Genomic DNA, 17144 nt, shown 5'->3' on the forward strand with positions numbered 1-17144 from the left:
GCAGTCCCATGAAATTTGAACACCTGATTGAAATCAATGATCCGTTGAATCCGCTGATCGATACCTTGACCCTGGAACAAGTGTGGCGCGGCCTGGTCTTGCGCGCCGAGTCGCCGAAGCTGTTCGTGCCGCACCTCGATGAGTGCCGGATCAGCGAGCGCAGCGACGCCGGTTTCGCGCGCAGCCTGCGCTATGGCGAGCTGGTCATCAACGACAAGGTGGTGCTGGTGCCGCAACTGCAGGTGCGTTACGAAGTGCCGGCGCAAAAGGACATCAGCGCCTCCTCGCTGGTGATGACCATCGAGATGCCCGACGAAGCGAGCCTGTGGGTGCGCTTCCAGTACGACGACGGCCACGACGCGGCCACCGATGCGGCCAACGCCCTGTACGACGACTTCCGCCGCTCGGCCTACAAGGAGTCGGACATCGACACGGTGCGCATCATGCGCGAGCTGGCGCTCGAGGGACGGCTCGATGCAGGTCTGCTGAATTAAGCTCCCGCGCTAAATTCGTGCGCTGCGGCCCCATAGCTGGTCGGGGCGAAACTGCAGTCCCGCCTGCTCCGCGCTGAGCACTTCGCGGATGGCGTGCAAGTCCACGCGCGTGTCGCGCCGCAGCGGCACGTCCAGGCGCGCGCCGCGGGGGCCGACCAGCGACTGCACGTGGGGCGTGGTGGCATTCAGGCCCTTGCGCGTGACGACGCCGATTTCCCCGTTGAGTAATTTGACGAAAGTGCCGACCGGGTAGATGCCCAGCTCGCGCACCAGCAGGGACGCCAGCGGCGCATCCAGGGTGGCCTTGTCGGCCATCAACATTTCACGCAAGGCCACGTTCGGCAGCAAAGGCTGGCGGTAGCTGCGCTTCGACACGCGCGCGCAATAGCGGTCGGCCAGCATGATCAGCCGGGCGCCGATGCCGATCGCCTCGCCTTGCGTGCCCAGCGGATAGCCGCTGCCATCGATATTTTCATGGTGCTGCAGCACGGCCTGCAGCCAGACGGCATCCGTGCCGCCCGCAGCGCGCAGCAAGTCGACACCGGCTTGCGGATGGGCGCGCAAATAGGCGCGTTCCTGCGCGTCCAGCGGGCCCGCCTTGTGCTGGAAATCCGCATGGCGCTCCAGCATGCCCACATTCATGCTCAGCGCGGCCAGCAGCACGCTGCGCACGACCGCGTCGTCGAGTTTCAGCGCGCGCGCCAGCAGGGCCGTGATGACGGCCGTGTCGACGCTGTGGCGCACGGCAAAGTCGCCCGCGCTCTGGTTGTGCAGGATGCAGGCCAGCGCCACGTCGGCATCCAGAACAACGGCCTCTTCCACCAGTTGCGCCAGCGGCGCCAGGGACAGGTGGCTGCCCGCCTGCCCGGCGGCGACGGCCGGCAAGACGAGGGCCAGCCCTGCCGTGACGAGGTTCAGCATGCGCAGGGCCGATGGCGCTTCCGTGGCCGTGCGCGGCACGTCGGCGCTGGTATCGGCGATGACGCCGCGCGCCAGCAGCAATGCGATCTGGTTTTCGCTGCTGATGACATGGCCCAGCCTGGCCAGCAAGCCGCCCGTTTCGCCATGCACGTCCCAGGGCAGGGCCACGCCCAGGGCGAGTTCTCCCGCGTAAATGCGCCGAATTTTCACATCGTCTCCATCATCGCCTGCACCCGCTTGTTTTTACCATCCTGGCATCAGCGGCATGTGCCAATTGAAATGTTTTTTGCTTTTAATCAATATTTCAATGTGGCAGCGATGATCGCGCAATCATGTGCGCTTGTCTACAAAATTGTATAAATATCAAAATTGCATCAGACGCCAGGCGAGCAGTCGGCGCAGCCCGGTGCGTGTTCCGGGTCTTTTTCCAGGTGCAGCGCCAGTTCGCGCAAGGCCGTGCGCACGCCTTCCTCGATGACGGGGTGGTAAAACGGCATGTCGAGCATGGCGGGCACCGTCAGCTGCGCCTGGCATGCCCAGGCCAGCAAGTGGCCCAGGTGTTCCGCCCGTGGGCCGATCAGCTCGGCGCCGAGAAAGCGCTTGCTGCCGAATTCCGCATACACGCGCAAGATGCCCTGGTTTTGCAGCATGACGCGGCTGCGGCCCTGGTTGCCGAACGACACGGCACCGACGGCAAAGCGGCCCGCGTGACTGACGCACAATTGCTGGTAGGTGGCGCCCACGGTGGCGATCTGCGGCTCAGTGAAAGCGATCGCCAGGGGCGTGCGGCGCAAGCCCGGTTTGACGTCGGGAAAGCGCGCCGCGTTGTCACCCGCGATGCGGCCCTCGTCGGCCGCTTCGGGCAGCAGCGGCAAGGCGTTGTCGGCATCGCCCGCGATGAAGATGGCGCTGTTGCCGCACTGCATGGTGTGCGGGTCATGCAGGGGGATGCCGTGGCGGTCGAGCTCGATTTGCGCCGTGTCCAGGCCGATCTTGTCCACGTTCGGACGGCGGCCGATGGCGGCCAGCACGTACTCGAACTGCTCGGTTTTTTCCTGCCCCGCATCATCGCGGCTGGTCAGCGCGATGCCGCCGCCGTCCGGCGTTGTTGCCATGTGCGCGACCTGGGTCATGAAACGGATATCGAGTTCGCGCGCCAGCACGGCATCGGCCTCCCGCAGCACCAGCGGGTCCGTCAGCTGCGCGACTTTATTACCGCGCGCAAACACCGTCACGCGCACGCCCAGCCGCGCCAGCGCCTGGCCCAGTTCCAGACCGATGACGCCGCTGCCGACCACGGCGACTGACTTTGGCAAGTCCGTCCATTCGAACACGGCGTCGCTGGTGATGACGCGCTCGCCCGCCGCCTGCCACTCGGGCGGCACGATGGGCGTGGAACCGGTGGCGATCACCACGCTGGCCGCTTCGACAAGCGTATGTTCGTCGACCTGCAGCTTGCCCGGCGCAATGAAGCGGGCGTGGCCGCGCAGTTTTTCTTCCTCGGGGATGGCGTTGACGCCGTCGAGCACGAAGCCGACAAAACGGTCGCGCTCGCTGCGCACCCTGGCCATCACTTGCCGGCCGTCGATGCGCACGGGGCCCGGATGCACGCCAAAAGCGGGCGCGGCGGCCACGGCATGGGCCGCCTCGGCCGCCGCGATCAGGAGCTTGCTGGGCATGCAGCCCACGCGCGCGCACGTCGTGCCGTACGGCCCGCTTTCGATCATCAGCACGCGCTTGCCCTGCATGCGCGCGGCCTTGTGCGCCGTCATGCCGGCCGTGCCGCTGCCGATCACGGCCACATCCACTTGTATCGTTTTCATCGTGCTACTTATCTCCGCGTCAGATTGCTCACAGCGTTCGATACTACCCGTTTGCCGAAAATAAGGTTTTACTTTGCTGCAATATGTGTATTAGTATAACTAATCAATTCTAAAATTTATAAGCTGAGCTAATGGGATCACTCGATTATCGCGCGCTGGCCGTGCTGGACGCCGTGGCCAGCCATGGCAGTTTCGACAAGGCCGCCCTGGCGCTGGGCATCACCCAGTCGGCCGTCTCGCAGCGTATCAAGGCGCTGGAAGACGCCAGCGGGCGCTTGCTGATCATCCGTGGCCAGCCAGCCGTGCCGACGGGCCTGGGCCAGCGATTGATCGTGCATCACCGCAACGTCAAGCTGATGGAAGCATCGCTCGACATCGACCTGGGCAACAGCGTCAGCATGCCGGAAATCGCCATCGCCATCGATGCCGACAGCCTGGCCACCTGGTTCCCCGACACTTTATCCGCCCTGCTGGCGCCGCCCCGCTGCCAGCTCGACGTGCGCCTGGCCGACAGCGACAGCGCCCTGCAGATGGTGCGCGACGGCTCCGTGTTCGGCTGCGTGGCGGCCGAGTCCGGCACAGCGCTCGACGCGGCGGCCGCCACCAGCGTCACGCCGCTGGGCACCTTGCGCTATGTCTGCGTGGCCACACCCGTGTTTGCGGGCCACTGGTTCGGCGATGGTTTTATTGCCGAGGCCGTGCAACTGGCGCCGGCCGTCGTGGGCCAGCACGGCTTGCTGGCGCGTTTCCTCGCTGAACAATTGAGCATGCGCGAACCGTTTCCGCACCACACCTTGCCGGTCGAAGCGGCGCGCCGCGCCTGCGTGCTCGATGGCCTGGCCTACGGCCTGATGCCGCAGCGCCTGGCCGCGCAGGCGCTGGCGACGGACAGGCTGGTCGATCTGATGCCGGGCAGCACCCTGGACGTAACGCTGAGCTGGCACGCGTGGACCCTGGACACGCCGTTTACCAAGCTGTTGTCGGAACAGATCGTCAAATCGGCGCGCGATTACCTGCAGTAATTTAAATATCGAGCGGGTCCACTTCCAGCGACCATTTCACGCGCGTCTTCATGGCGCGCAACTCCGCTAACCATTCCTTCAGGAACGCCTGCAAGGCCGGCCGCGAAGGCGATTCCAGCAGCAGCTGGGCGCGGTCCACGTTGTAGACGCGCGTCATGCTCATGGGAATCGGGTCATTGATGGTCACCTGCGGGTGTTCCATGCACTCTTTCGCCGCCTGCAGGAATTCGATGGCCGTGGCCAGCTCGGGCGCCTCGGCACGCAGCAAGGCCTGGAACAGATACGGCGGCAGCGCCGCCTGCGCCCGCTCTTCCAGCAAGGTCGTGGCGAAATGGTCGTAATCGTGGTTGACGACGGCGTCGTACAGCGGATGGCGCGCATAGCGCGTCTGGATCAGCACTTCACTGACGCTGCCGCCTTCCGTCTGCGCGGCCCGCCCGGCGCGGCCCGCCACCTGCATCAGCTGGGCGAACAGGCGTTCGCTGGCCCGGTAATCCTGGGAAAACAGGGCCGTGTCCGGGTTCAGGATGCCGACCAGGGTCAGCTTTTTGAAATCGTGGCCCTTGGCCACCATCTGCGTGCCGATCAGGATATCGACTTCGCCCCGGTGCACGGTGTCGAACGCTTCCTGCGCACTGCCCTTCTTGCGCGTGGAATCGGCGTCGATGCGCAAAATGCGCGCCTCGGGAAACAATTGCTGCAAGCCCTCTTCCACGCGTTGCGTGCCCCGTCCCAGCGGCTGCAGGTCGACGTTGCCGCAGGTGGGGCAATGGCGGGGAATGCGCAATTCCAGGCTGCAATGGTGGCAGCGCAAGCGGTGTTCGGGCTTGTGCAGCACCATGAACGAAGTGCAGCGCGTGCAATTGCTGATCCAGCCGCACGATTCGCAGCAGATCACGGGCGAATAGCCGCGCCGGTTCAGGAACAGCAGCGACTGCTCCCCGCGCTCCATGCGCAGTTTTAATGCGGCGACCAGATGCGAGGTCAGGCCGTCTTTCGGCTTGTCGCGCTCCATGTCGAGGATCTTGACGCGCGGCAAGACCGCATTTTTGACGGCCCGCTCGCGCAATTCCAGCTTGCGGTAGCGCCCCGTCTGCGCGTGGTGCCAGCTTTCCAGCGACGGCGTGGCCGAACCGAGCACGATGGGAATCTGCAATTGCCAGGCGCGCCACACGGCCAGGTCGCGCGCGGAATAGCGCAAGCCTTCCTGCTGCTTGTAGGACGGGTCGTGCTCTTCGTCGATGACGATCAGTTTGAGTTTCGGCAAGGACGCCAGGATGGCCAAGCGCGTGCCGAGCACGATGCGCGCCTGGCCCTGGTGCGCGGCCAGCCAGTGCAGCATGCGCTCGCCTTCGGACAGGCTGCTATGCAGGGTGGCCAGCATGACGCCGGGAAAACGCGCGCGGATATTGCCTTCCAGCTGGGGCGTCAGGTTGATTTCCGGCACTAAAATCAGGATTTGCGCATCGTCCTCGCGCGCCAGCACCTGGGCGCACGCCTGCAGATACACTTCCGTCTTGCCGCTGCCCGTCACGCCGTACAGCAGGGTCGGCTTGAAACCCTGCGCGCCGCCGATGGCGTCCGCCGCCTCTTGCTGGGCAGCATTGAGCGCAGGCATGTTCAGCGGCGTGCCGTCATGCGCGTCGGCCAGCTTGCCCAGCTTCTTGATGGCGCGGTCGAGCGCCACGGTGGTGAGCACGCGCAAATTCTTCGGCAAGCCCGGCAAGGCCACTTCACCGAGCGGGCGCTGGTAGTAATCGGCGGCGAAGGCGGCCAGCGCCAGCCACTGTTCAGACAGGGGCGCCAGCTGGCTGCGCACGGCCAGCACGTCCTTCAATTTCGCGGCGGGCACATCGGTGCTGTCGGACACGCCGACGATCAGCCCCATCACTTCGCGCCGGCCGAATGGCACCAGCGCCAGCTGCCCCACTTGCGGCAGCGGCACGGCAGCGCCCGTATCCGCCGCCGCTGTCCAGCGGTAGTCGAACAAGGCGTTCAAGGGCGTGTCGAGCGCGATTTTCAGGATGCACGACGTCAAAATGCACTGCGACATGGGGGTAGGGCCTATCTCAATAAAAAAGCGCGCCGCAGGGGCGATGGCGCGGCGGGATGTCCGGCATCAAGCCAGCGGGCCATGATACTTGTTTCATCCGTCAAACGCCTAACGACGGACGGGACGGCGTGCTCTCGTGCCTGAAGAAAATTCTGTGGATAACTTTGTGGACAAAGCAAAATTAACTTTCAGAAAAATGTGGACATAAAATTTCGACTGCCGTCAAGAGCGGCACGCAAGAAAAATTAATCATTTAAAATCAATGGCTTAAAAATTGATGCCCGGGCGGCCACAAATCCACAGGACATTTCCGCCGCTGTGCATAACTGAGCCATTTGTAATGTATTTATACAGAAATCGGCACCATTTTGAGGCGTCCGATCGGCAAAAACGCGGACGGCATGCAGCAAAATTGACAATTGCCGGGCAAGCGTTCGTTTTTACCTGACGGACGGCGAAACATTGTCCAATTATCATGCGCTGCAACATGCACTTCAGGTGAAACCTGAACATCGGCGCTAAGTATCGGTTAACAAAATACTTTTCAATTTTATCCACAGAATCTGTTGATAACTTTGTGGACAATGAAGGAATAATGCAAGCGGACGAAAGAATAACCTTATCAATAGCAACAAAGTCCGCTAGTCAATGAATTTTTTATTCCTTAATAATCAATCACTTGAAAATCGCCCCCGGGCATGGCTTTGACACTGCCTCTTATTTCCGCAGCAAAAAAAATTGTGCATAAGTCGGTATGTCTTGCTAAGGCGCAGCAAAGAAAAAGGCAGGCTTCCGTTGGAAAGCCTGCCTTTTCTGCCCCTGCGGGGAAAACGACGACTTACTGGCCGCTGCGCATGGCGCGGCTCATGCTGTGCACGGCTTCCACCATCGCTGCCACGGATTCCGGCGGCGTGAACTGGGAAATGCCATGACCCAGGTTGAACACGTGGCCCGTACCAGCCGATGGCGCGCCGAAGGCGTTGAGCACTTTCGCCACTTCGGCGCGGATCTGCTCGGGGCTGGCGAACAGGATGGCAGGGTCGAGGTTGCCCTGCAAGCCCACTTTATGGCCCACCAGCTGGCGCGCGCGCGTCAGGTTGACGGTCCAGTCCAGGCCCACGGCATCGGCGCCGATGTCGGCGATCTGCTCGATCCACTGGCCGCCGCCCTTGGTAAACACGATGGCGGGAATCTTGACGCCATCCTTGTCGCGTTTCAGCTGCGCCACCACTTGCTGCATGTAGGCCAGCGAGAATTCCTGGTAGGCGCCGTCAGCCAGCGCACCGCCCCAGGAATCGAAGATCATCACGGCTTGCGCGCCGGCATCGATTTGCGCATTCAGGTACTGCGCCACGGACGTGGCGTTGATCGCCAGGATGTGGTGCATCAGGTCAGGGCGGTTGTACAGCATCTTCTTGATGGTATGGAACTCTTTCGAGCCGCCGCCTTCCACCATGTAGCACGCCAGGGTCCACGGGCTGCCGGAAAAACCGATCAGCGGCACGCGGCCATTGAGTTCCGTGCGGATTTGCGTGACGGCCTTGAAGACATAGTCGAGCGACGCCAGGTCCGGCACTTGCAAGGCCTTCACGTCCTGCTCCGTGCGCAGCGGGCGCTCGAACTTCGGGCCTTCGCCATCGGCGAAATACAGGCCCAGGCCCATGGCGTCCGGCACCGTCAGGATGTCCGAAAACAAAATCGCCGCGTCGAGCGGGAAACGCTCCAGGGGCTGCAAGGTCACTTCCGTCGCGTAATCGGGATTCTTCGCCAGGCCCAGGAAGGAGCCGGCCCGCTCGCGCGTGGCGCGGTATTCGGGCAGGTAGCGGCCCGCCTGGCGCATCAGCCAGACAGGAGTGTGCTCGGTCGGCTGGCGCAGCAGGGCGCGCAGGAAAGTGTCATTCTGGAGCGGAGCAAATTGTGGCATGGCAGGCAATCGAGCTTGGAGAAGCGGTATTATCGCATCCAATCGCCGCCATTTCATTGATTCCGGTGCCGCTTTGCAGCATTTGCCACGCACAGCGATGACTTTCGTTGTGCCTGCCCTTCCATTATGATGATGAACGCCGCCGCGCTGCCTGACGCCGCCTGGAGGCCCCTCTACCCACCACGACACGGAGCCCGCATGACCTCGACCGCATCCAGCACCCCTTATGGCATTTGGCCATCGCCGATCAGCGCGGCCATCGTCGCCGCCGGCGCCTCGCCGCTGACGCAGCTGGCCCTCGGGGGAGCGGATGGCGCCGACGTGTTCTGGCTGGCCGGGCGCGCCAGCGAGGCGGGCCGCAACACCCTGCTGCGCCAGCGCGGCGCGCGTGTCGATGAACTCACGCCAGCGCCCTTCAATGTGCGCACCCGCGTGCATGAATACGGCGGCGGCGCGTATGCGGTGGCCGGCGATACCGTGTATTTCTCGCATTTCGCCGACAATTGCCTGTACCGCGTGGTCGGCGACGCCGCGCCCGAAGCGTTCACCACGGGCGGCAATACGCGCCACGCGGACTTCGTCGTCGATGCGGCCCGTGCCCGCCTGATCGCCGTGCGCGAACAGCATCCGGCAGAGGGCCATGCGCAGCCGGAAAACTGCCTGGCGGCCGTCGGCTTCGACGGGCACGAAACGGTGCTGGCGCGTGGCCACGATTTTTATGCGGCGCCGCGTTTGTCGCCGGACGGCAGCCAGCTCGCCTGGATCAGCTGGGACCACCCGCGCCTGCCGTGGCAAGGCACGGAACTGTGGCTGGCCGACGTGCAGGCGGACGGCAGCCTCGGTTCGCCCCGCCTGATCGCCGGCGGCGCGCGCGAGTCGATTTGCCAGCCGGAATGGTCGCCGAACGGCTTGCTGCACTTCGTTTCCGACAGCAGCGGCTGGTGGAATCTGTACCGCCTGCATGGCGCCGACATCGAGGCGCTGTGCCCGATGGAAGCGGAATTTGCCACGCCGCACTGGACCTTCGGCGGCAGCATGTACGGTTTTCTTTCCGACGACGAGATCGTCTGCACGTATATCCAGTCCGGCATCAGCTACCTGGCGCAGCTGAACGTGACGGCGGCCAAGCTGGAACCGATACCGCACCCGTACCAGGAAATCCGCGAACTGCGCGTGGGGCCCGGCTTCGTCGCGCTGCTCGGCGGCAGTCCCACCATCGCGCTGGAACTGGCGCGCATTGACCTGTCGAACCATGAACTGGAAGTGCTGGCGCAGTCGATCACGGCCTTGCCCGCGCTGGCGTACCTGTCCGTGCCGCGCAGCTTGAGTTTCCCTAGCAGCAATGGCCGCACGGCGTACGCGTTCTTCTATGCGCCCACGAATGGCGACGTGCAGGCGCCGGCAGGCACCTTGCCGCCTGTCATCGTCATCAGTCATGGCGGTCCCACGAGCATGGCCAGCAATACCTTGAAGCTGGCGACGCAGTACTGGACCAGCCGCGGCATCGGCGTGCTCGACGTCAACTACGGCGGCAGCAGCGGCTTCGGCCGCGAATACCGCGACGCGTTGCGCGGGCAATGGGGCATCGTCGATGTGGAAGACTGCATCGCCGGCGCCCGCTACCTGGCCGCCGAGGGCCTGGCCGACCCCGAGCGCCTGATTATCCGCGGCGGCAGCGCGGGCGGCCTGACGACCCTGTGCGCACTGACCTTCCACGACGTCTTCAAGGCGGGCGCCAGCTACTATGGCGTATCCGACCTGAAGGGTCTGGACGACGATTCGCACAAGTTCGAATCGCGCTACACCGATTACCTGATCGCCCCCCAGCCGCAAGCCGAGGCCCTGTACCGCGAGCGCTCGCCCATCCACCACACGGACAAACTGTCGCGCCCGATGATCTTCTTCCAGGGCCTCGATGACAAGGTGGTGCCGCCGCAGCAATCGCAGCTGATGGTCGACGCCCTGCAGGCGCGCGGCGTGCCCGTCGCCTACGTGCCGCTCGAAGGCGAGGGCCACGGCTTCCGCAAGGCGGAGAACATCGTGCGCACCCTCGACGCGGAACTGTATTTCTACCAGCGCGTATTCGGCCTGCCCGTGACGGCCGGCGAGCCGCCCGTGCATATCGCCAATTTACCCGCATGAGCGAACCGAATGTAGAGCAACATCTGCTGGACGAGTTCGCCGCCCTGGAGCAGCACGAACAGATGATCCTGGCCTTGCTGGCCATCGCGGGCGAACCCGTGGGCAAGCATGCCGTGTATGAACACTTGCAGCGCGCCAACGTCGTCGAGCCGGACGGCACGCCGTTTGCCCTGCTCACCGTCACGGGCATGCTGCAGCATTTGACGCGGCACGCGCTGGCGTCCGAAGTGGTGGGACGGGGCTATGCCTGCGAAGCGAAGCTGCGCTGGCCCGCCATGCGCGCCGCCATCGAGCACCTGGTGTTCCGCGACCTGTGCCAGGCCATCGAGCTGATCAACCCCGTGCGGCGCAACTGGGATGGCTATGTGGAATTGCGCAGCTACCGGCAAGGCGTGGCGCGCCTGCGCATCGCCCTCTTGCGCAATGACGAGGTGCGCCACGTGGCCGCCATCCTGGCCGCCTGCATGGCGTGCTATGAAGCGCAGCAGCTGCATCCGCTGATCGAGATCTTCGGCCGGCCGTTCGAGCCGGAAATGCTGTCTTTCGTCATGCCGCAACTGCAGGACGACATCCTCGCCGTGCTGCTGGGCAACGCCCCGCGCGAACCGGCCACGGCGCACGCCATCCGTACCTACGCGCGCGCGCACCACGCGCGCCAGGCGGCCGCCGGCGACCACATCGGCGCCGCCCTGCCGCTGGCCTTGGCCGAAGACGCCCTGCTGTGCGGCGAACTCGACGCGGCCGCGCGCTACCTGGCGGGCCAGCAGGGGCCGCAGGCACTGTTTGTCGACAGCAGCATCGCCCTGTTGCGCGGCGAACATGCCCACGCCGTGGCGGGCTTTGAAACGGCCCTGAAAGGGTTGCGCAAGGAAACGGGCAAGCGCAAGCTGTGCTTTACGGGCATCGGCGGCCACCTGTACGTGCTGGCCCTGCTGCGTGGCAACGACGTCAAGCTGCTGAAAAGCGCGGAGACCTACCTCGATATCGCGCTGCATGCGCAACCGAACCACGACAGCATCGTCTACCAGCAACTGAACACCTTGCGCCTGGTGCGCGCCGGCGTGCTGCAAGCCGATGCGATCCCCACGCGCAGCTGGGAAACGGGACTGCAAGCGCAGCTGTTCCAGGCCTTGCTGTACTACTGGCTGGCCCTGCCGCAATTGAGCGGGCGCAAGGATCAACTGCGCCTGTTGGTGCAGCAAGCGGACGCGGCCGGCTACGACCTGATTGCCGCGCAGGCGGCCGGCTTGCTGGGCTTGCTGGGCGAGCCGCAGCAGGAGCGTTATGCCACGGCCAAGCGCGCGCAACACGGTCTGACGGACATGGCGCCGTGGTTCGAGCGCCAGGAAGCGTGGCAGCGCCAGCTGAGCGCCCTGATCAACCTGCAGCAGAACGCGCCCGCCGAAGCGCTGGGCGGCGTCTCGCGCCTCGTGTGGCTGGTGGCGTTCGACCCGCGCTTCGGCCTGACGGCCGTGGAAGTGCGCGAGCAGAAACGCGACGCGCGGGGCGGCTGGAGCAAGGGCCGCGCCATGGGCCTCAAGCGCCTGGCCGAAGAGGCGGGCGACATCGATTTCCTCACGCCGCAAGACGCGCGCGCGGCCGGCAGCATCGCGCCGTTCAAACAATATTATTCGTCGGCGCCGCGCTATGAAATCGAGCTGGACAAGGCTGCCGTGCTGCTGGTGGGCCACCCGCTCGTCTTCTGGCTCGATCACCCCGACACGCGCGTGGAACTGATCGCCGGCGCGCCCGAACTCCTGATCAAGTCGCACGAGGGACAGCTGTGGCTGGGCATGCAGCCGCCGCTGCCCGACAACGGCGGCAACGTCGTGGTGCAGAAGGAAACGCCGACGCGCTTGCGCGTGGTGCACATCCTCGACGAGCACCGGCGCATCGGCGCCATCGTGGGTCTGGGCTTGTCCGTGCCCCTGCATGCGGAAAAACAGGTGATGCAGGCCATCGGCGCCATCTCGTCCATGGTCACCGTGCAGTCCGACATCGGCGGCGGCGCCGGCGACGCGGAAGTCATCACGGCCGACCACCGCCTGCACGTGCATTTGCTGCCCTACCAGCAGGGGTTGAAGATGCAAATTCTCGTGCGCCCGCTGCTCGACAACGGCGCCTATTACGCACCGGGCAGCGGCGCCGAAAGCGTGTTTGCCGATGTGGCGGGCCGGGCCGTGCAAGCGCGGCGCGACCTGAATGCGGAACGCGAAGCGCAGCGCCAGCTGATCGGAAAATGTCTGGTGCTGGAAGAGGCGGAAGAAGAGCATGGCGAATGGCTGCTGGGCCAGCCAGCGCTGGGCCTGCAATTGCTGGTGGAGCTGCAATCGCTCGACCCCGCCGGCATGGTCTTGGCCTGGCCCGAAGGCGAAACCATGCGCGTGTCGAAACGCATCGACAGCGGCCAGATGCGCCTGAATATCAAGAGCGAAAAAGACTGGTTTGCCGCCAGCGGCGAAGTGCAGATCGATGAAGACAAGGTGATGGATTTGCGCGCGCTGCTCGATTTGATGCAGAACAATAAAAGCCGCTTCGTGGCCTTGGGCGACAACCAGTTCCTCGCCCTCAGCGATGAATTGCACCGCCGCCTGTCGGAACTGGCCGCGTATGGCGAAGCGCATGCCGATGGCGTGCACATCCACCCGCTGGCCGCGTTTGCGCTGGAAGAGCTGGCCAACGATGCGGGCGGCGTGAAGGCCGACAAACTGTGGCGCGAACACCTGCTGCGCCTGCGCGCGCTCGACGACTATCAACCGCAGCTGCCCAGCACCCTGCAGGCCGACTTGCGCGACTACCAGCTGGCCGGCTACGAGTGGCTGGCGCGCCTGGCGCACTGGGGCGTGGGCGCCTGCCTGGCCGACGACATGGGACTCGGCAAGACCTTGCAGGCGCTGGCGCTGATCCTCGCGCGCGCACCGAACGGTCCCACCCTCGTCGTCGCCCCCACGTCCGTCTGCATGAACTGGATCAGCGAAGCGCAGCGTTTTGCCCCGACGTTGAACATCAAACTGTTCGGCAGCGGCGACCGGGCCGACATGCTCGACACCCTGCAGCCGTTCGACGTGGTGGTGGCCAGCTATGGCTTGCTGCAGCAGGAAGCCACCATGTTTGCCGGCGTGCGCTGGCATACGATCGTGCTCGACGAAGCGCAGGCGATCAAGAATGGCGCCACCAAGCGCTCGCAAGCCGTGATGGCCCTGCAAGGCGATTTCCGCATGGTGGCCAGCGGCACGCCGCTGGAAAACCACCTGGGCGAACTGTGGAATCTGTTCCGTTTTATTAACCCGGGCTTGCTGGGCACCCTGGACCAGTTCAATTTGCGCTTTGCGGGACCGATCGAAAAGGATCAGGACAAGCGGGCGGCGGCCGGCGCGCGCCTGCGGCTGCGCCGCCTGATCGCGCCGTTCATCCTGCGCCGGACAAAAACGCAAGTGCTGTCGGAATTGCCGTCACGCACGGAAATCGTGCTGGAAGTGGAATTGTCGCCGCAGGAAACGGCACTGTACGAATCCTTGCGCCGCGAAGCGCTGGAAAAGCTGGCCATGGTGGAAGGACCGGCCTCGAAAAAGGCCATCCAGATCCTGGCCGAGATCATGAAACTGCGCCGCGCCTGCTGCAATCCGCAACTGGTGGCGCCGGAACTGGGCCTGGCCAGCAGCAAGCTGGCCGCCTTCGCCGAGCTGCTGTCGGGCTTGCTGGAAAACCGCCACAAGGTGCTCGTCTTCAGCCAGTTCGTCGACCATTTGACACTCATCCGCAAGCACCTGGAGCAGCATGGCGTCAGCTATCAGTATCTCGACGGCAGCACGCCCATGCAGGAGCGCAAGCGCCGGGTCGACGCCTTCCAGGCGGGCGATGGCGACGTCTTCCTGATCAGCCTGAAGGCGGGCGGCATGGGCATCAACTTGACGGCGGCCGATTACGTGATCCACATGGACCCGTGGTGGAACCCGGCCGTGGAAGACCAGGCCTCGGACCGCGCCCACCGCATGGGGCAATTGCGCCCCGTCACCATTTACCGGCTGGTGGCGAAACACACGATCGAGGAAGGCATCGTCGAATTGCACCAGCACAAGCGCGACCTGGCCGACAGTCTGCTGGAAGGCAGCGACGCGGCCGCGCGCATGTCGGCCAGTGACATGCTGGGCATGCTGCAGGAGGGGTTGAAGCGATGAGCTTGAAAAAATGCACGGGCAAGCCGCGTTCCATGCGATGATCGTTTTTCCCTGTTTTGATGCCACGCCATGACCGACTATATCGCCACCAGCGCCGGCCAGCGCGCCACCTTTTTGTGCGGCAAATCCTGGACAGCCTATGTCAGCACGTTCATCATCGCCGTGCTGCTGTTCTTTGCCGCCCTGCCGCTGGCCTTCAAGTACAACGCGCGCGCCGCCTTCGTGGTGCTGATCGGCTCGGCGCTGATCGTCGCCTACCGCCTGCTGACCATCCGCAGCTATCAGCTGTACTACGACGAGACGGGCGTGTGGCTGGCGTCCGGCATCTTGCCGTGGAAAAAGAAACTGACGGGCGTCAAATGGCGCGACATGGATGAAGCCGTCTATGAAACGAACTTCTGGAGCTGGCTGTTCCAAGCCTATACGGTAAGAGTCCGCCAGCGCTACACGCAGGAAACGGAAATCCACGCCACCGGCATGGCGCGCGGCAAGGATGCCGTGGCGGCCATCAATGCGCGCCACCAGGACATGCTGCGCGGCAGCGCCATCGTCGTCTAGCGCCGCGCGCTCCCGGCGCAAAAAACTGCGCAGCGGCGGCAATTAATGCTAATCTTTGGGCCGCCCAGGCAAGCAAGGCCAACCTTTCAATAGTTGTTTGTTACTTATATTATCAGTTTATTATTTTCTGATACTGACAGACAGCAAAATATTCAAGAGATAAACTATGCTGATCAAAAATAAAGTTGCGCTCGCCGCATTGATGATGGCTTTTACCCTGACACCAGCCAGCGCCGCCAAGAAACCGCAGAAGCAAGGCAAGGCCGGCACCAGCAGCAGCAAGAAGAAAACCGTCGGCAAGAAAGCGGCCGTCGTCACGGCGGCCACGGCAGCGACGGTCGCCGCCGTCGCCAGCGAGAACAGCAGCGACCGCTCCATGAATAACCTCAGCGGCCAATTCCTCACGGCCCTGTGGCGCCTGGACCCGGAAAGCGCGATTTCGGTCGGCAAGTACGATGGCGCCGCCAACCTGAGCATTCCCGACGCGGCCAGCCGCCAGAAGCAACTGGCCTTCATCGAAGAATGGCTGGGCAAATTCGGCAAGCTGAATGCCGGCAAGATGTCGGACAAGCAACGCACCGACCTGGCCTTGCTGACGAATAAATTGCTGTCGGACCGCTGGTATCTGACCACCTTCCGCGAATTCGAATGGAATCCCGCCCAGTACAACGTGGCCGGCTCCATCGATTTCATCCTGAACACGGAATACGCGGCCCAGCCGCAGCGCCTGCGCACCTTGCTCAAGCGCATCGCCAGCGTGCCGCAATACTATGCGGCCGCCCGCGCCAGCATCGTCAACCCCACGCGCGAGCACACGCAGCTGGCCATCGCCCAGAGCGCCGGCGTGCTCAGCGTGCTTGACGACCTGAACAAGACGGCACAGGGTTCCATCCTGACGCCGGCGGAAAAACAGCTGTACAACGCGCGCATCGCCGCAGCCCGCACGGCCGTGCAAGGCTATGCGGCCTGGCTGACGGAACAGGATGCCGCGCTGGCGCAGAACGGCAATGCGCGCTCCTTCCGCATCGGCAAAGATTTATATGAACAGAAATTCGCCTACGATATCCAGGCCAGCGTGAGCGCCGAGCAGATGTACCAGAAAGCCCTGGCCGCGCGCGAAAAGCTGCTCGAGCACATGGATAGCCTGTCCGACGAGCTGTGGGTGAAAACCATGGGCAGCACGGCCAAGCCGGCGGACCGCACGGCGAAGATCGGCATGGTGATCGACAAGCTGTCCAGCAAGCACGTGGCCCCCGCCGATTTCGTGCCGGAAATCCGCCGCCAGATCCCGGAATTGCAGGAATGGGTGACCAGCCACAACCTGCTGACGATGGACCCGAAAAAGCCCCTCGTCGTGCGTGAAACGCCCGCATACCAGCGCGGCGTGGCCGGCGCCAGCATCGAGGCGCCCGGCCCCTACCGCCCGCAGGACCGCACCTATTACAACGTGACGCCGCTCGACGGCGAAACGCCGGAACAGGCGGAAAGCAGCTTGCGCGAGTACAACCACTGGATCTTGCAGATCCTGAACATCCACGAAGCCATCCCCGGCCACTACACGCAGCTCGTGTACGCGAACAAGTCGCCGTCGCTGGTCAAATCGATCTTCGGCAATGGCGCCATGATCGAAGGCTGGGCCGTGTATGGCGAGCGCATGATGCTCGAATCGGGCTATGGCAACAACGCGCCGGAAATGTGGCTGATGTATTCGAAGTGGAACTTGCGCAGCGTCACCAACACCATCCTCGACTACAGCGTGCACGTGCTGGGCATGACGGAAGCGCAAGCGCTCGACCTGCTGACGCGCCAGGCCTTCCAGACCAAGCGTGAAGCGACGGAAAAATGGCGCCGCGTGCAGTTGAGCTCGGTGCAACTGACCAGCTATTTCAGCGGCTACAGCGAAATCATGGACTTGCGCGAACAGCGCAAGCAAGCGCTGGGCAACAAGTTCGTGCTGAAGGATTTCCACGAGCAATTCCTCAGCTACGGCAGTGCCCCTGTCAAAGTCATCAAGGAATTGATGAATTAA

General features: G+C 63.9%; 10 protein-coding genes. 6 read left to right on the plus strand and 4 right to left on the minus strand.

Annotated elements, in window-relative coordinates; all coding sequences use genetic code 11:
* The first annotated feature begins 8 nt into the window (after window positions 1-8).
* Window positions 9-494 carry an SRPBCC family protein gene (locus AC3RCG_RS00510; RefSeq protein ID WP_492404907.1) on the plus strand — a complete coding sequence of 162 codons (486 nt, stop codon included), beginning with the start codon at window positions 9-11 and terminating at the stop codon, window positions 492-494.
* 9 nt (window positions 495-503) lie between these two features.
* On the opposite strand, the gene AC3RCG_RS00515 is transcribed toward AC3RCG_RS00510, so the two are convergent.
* Together AC3RCG_RS00515 and AC3RCG_RS00520 are read right to left on the minus strand one after the other, a co-directional pair.
* Window positions 504-1625, minus strand: a complete 1122-nt coding sequence (locus AC3RCG_RS00515) for an HD-GYP domain-containing protein (RefSeq protein ID WP_492404905.1) — start codon at window positions 1623-1625, stop codon at window positions 504-506.
* Between the two features lie 164 nt (window positions 1626-1789).
* On the minus strand, window positions 1790-3238 hold the full coding sequence (locus tag AC3RCG_RS00520; protein WP_492404903.1) for a dihydrolipoyl dehydrogenase: 1449 nt from the start codon (window positions 3236-3238) through the stop codon (window positions 1790-1792).
* A gap of 131 nt (window positions 3239-3369) precedes the next feature.
* On the opposite strand from AC3RCG_RS00520, the gene AC3RCG_RS00525 reads away from it, so the two are divergent.
* The gene (locus AC3RCG_RS00525; protein ID WP_492404901.1) at window positions 3370-4260 is read left to right on the plus strand and encodes an ArgP/LysG family DNA-binding transcriptional regulator; all 891 of its coding nucleotides are present in this window, start codon (window positions 3370-3372) and stop codon (window positions 4258-4260) included.
* A 1-nt stretch (window position 4261) separates the two neighbouring features.
* On the opposite strand, the gene AC3RCG_RS00530 is transcribed toward AC3RCG_RS00525, so the two are convergent.
* Both AC3RCG_RS00530 and hemE read right to left on the minus strand, forming a co-directional pair.
* The gene (locus AC3RCG_RS00530; RefSeq protein ID WP_070219618.1) at window positions 4262-6313 is read right to left on the minus strand and encodes a primosomal protein N'; all 2052 of its coding nucleotides are present in this window, start codon (window positions 6311-6313) and stop codon (window positions 4262-4264) included.
* Window positions 6314-7151: 838 nt separating this feature from the next.
* A complete protein-coding gene (gene hemE / locus AC3RCG_RS00535; protein ID WP_070312001.1) occupies window positions 7152-8237 on the minus strand; it encodes a uroporphyrinogen decarboxylase in 1086 nt (361 codons plus the stop codon).
* 198 nt (window positions 8238-8435) lie between these two features.
* On the opposite strand from hemE, the gene AC3RCG_RS00540 reads away from it, so the two are divergent.
* The 4 genes from AC3RCG_RS00540 to AC3RCG_RS00555 all read left to right on the plus strand — a co-directional run bounded on the left by AC3RCG_RS00540 (window position 8436) and on the right by AC3RCG_RS00555 (window position 17144).
* The gene (locus AC3RCG_RS00540) at window positions 8436-10379 is read left to right on the plus strand and encodes a dipeptidyl-peptidase 5 (protein WP_492404898.1); all 1944 of its coding nucleotides are present in this window, start codon (window positions 8436-8438) and stop codon (window positions 10377-10379) included.
* The gene (locus tag AC3RCG_RS00545; protein WP_492404896.1) at window positions 10376-14557 is read left to right on the plus strand and encodes a DEAD/DEAH box helicase; all 4182 of its coding nucleotides are present in this window, start codon (window positions 10376-10378) and stop codon (window positions 14555-14557) included. The genes AC3RCG_RS00540 and AC3RCG_RS00545 overlap by 4 nt, the downstream gene beginning before the upstream one ends.
* Before the next feature lie 69 nt (window positions 14558-14626).
* Window positions 14627-15115 (plus strand): hypothetical protein, encoded by a 489-nt coding sequence (locus AC3RCG_RS00550; RefSeq protein ID WP_492404894.1) that lies wholly within the window; start codon window positions 14627-14629, stop codon window positions 15113-15115.
* A gap of 169 nt (window positions 15116-15284) precedes the next feature.
* Entirely contained in the window at window positions 15285-17144 is a 1860-nt protein-coding gene (locus AC3RCG_RS00555; protein ID WP_492404937.1) for a DUF885 domain-containing protein, read from the plus strand.

Source organism: Janthinobacterium sp. GW823-FHT01H08 (genome assembly GCF_058797855.1).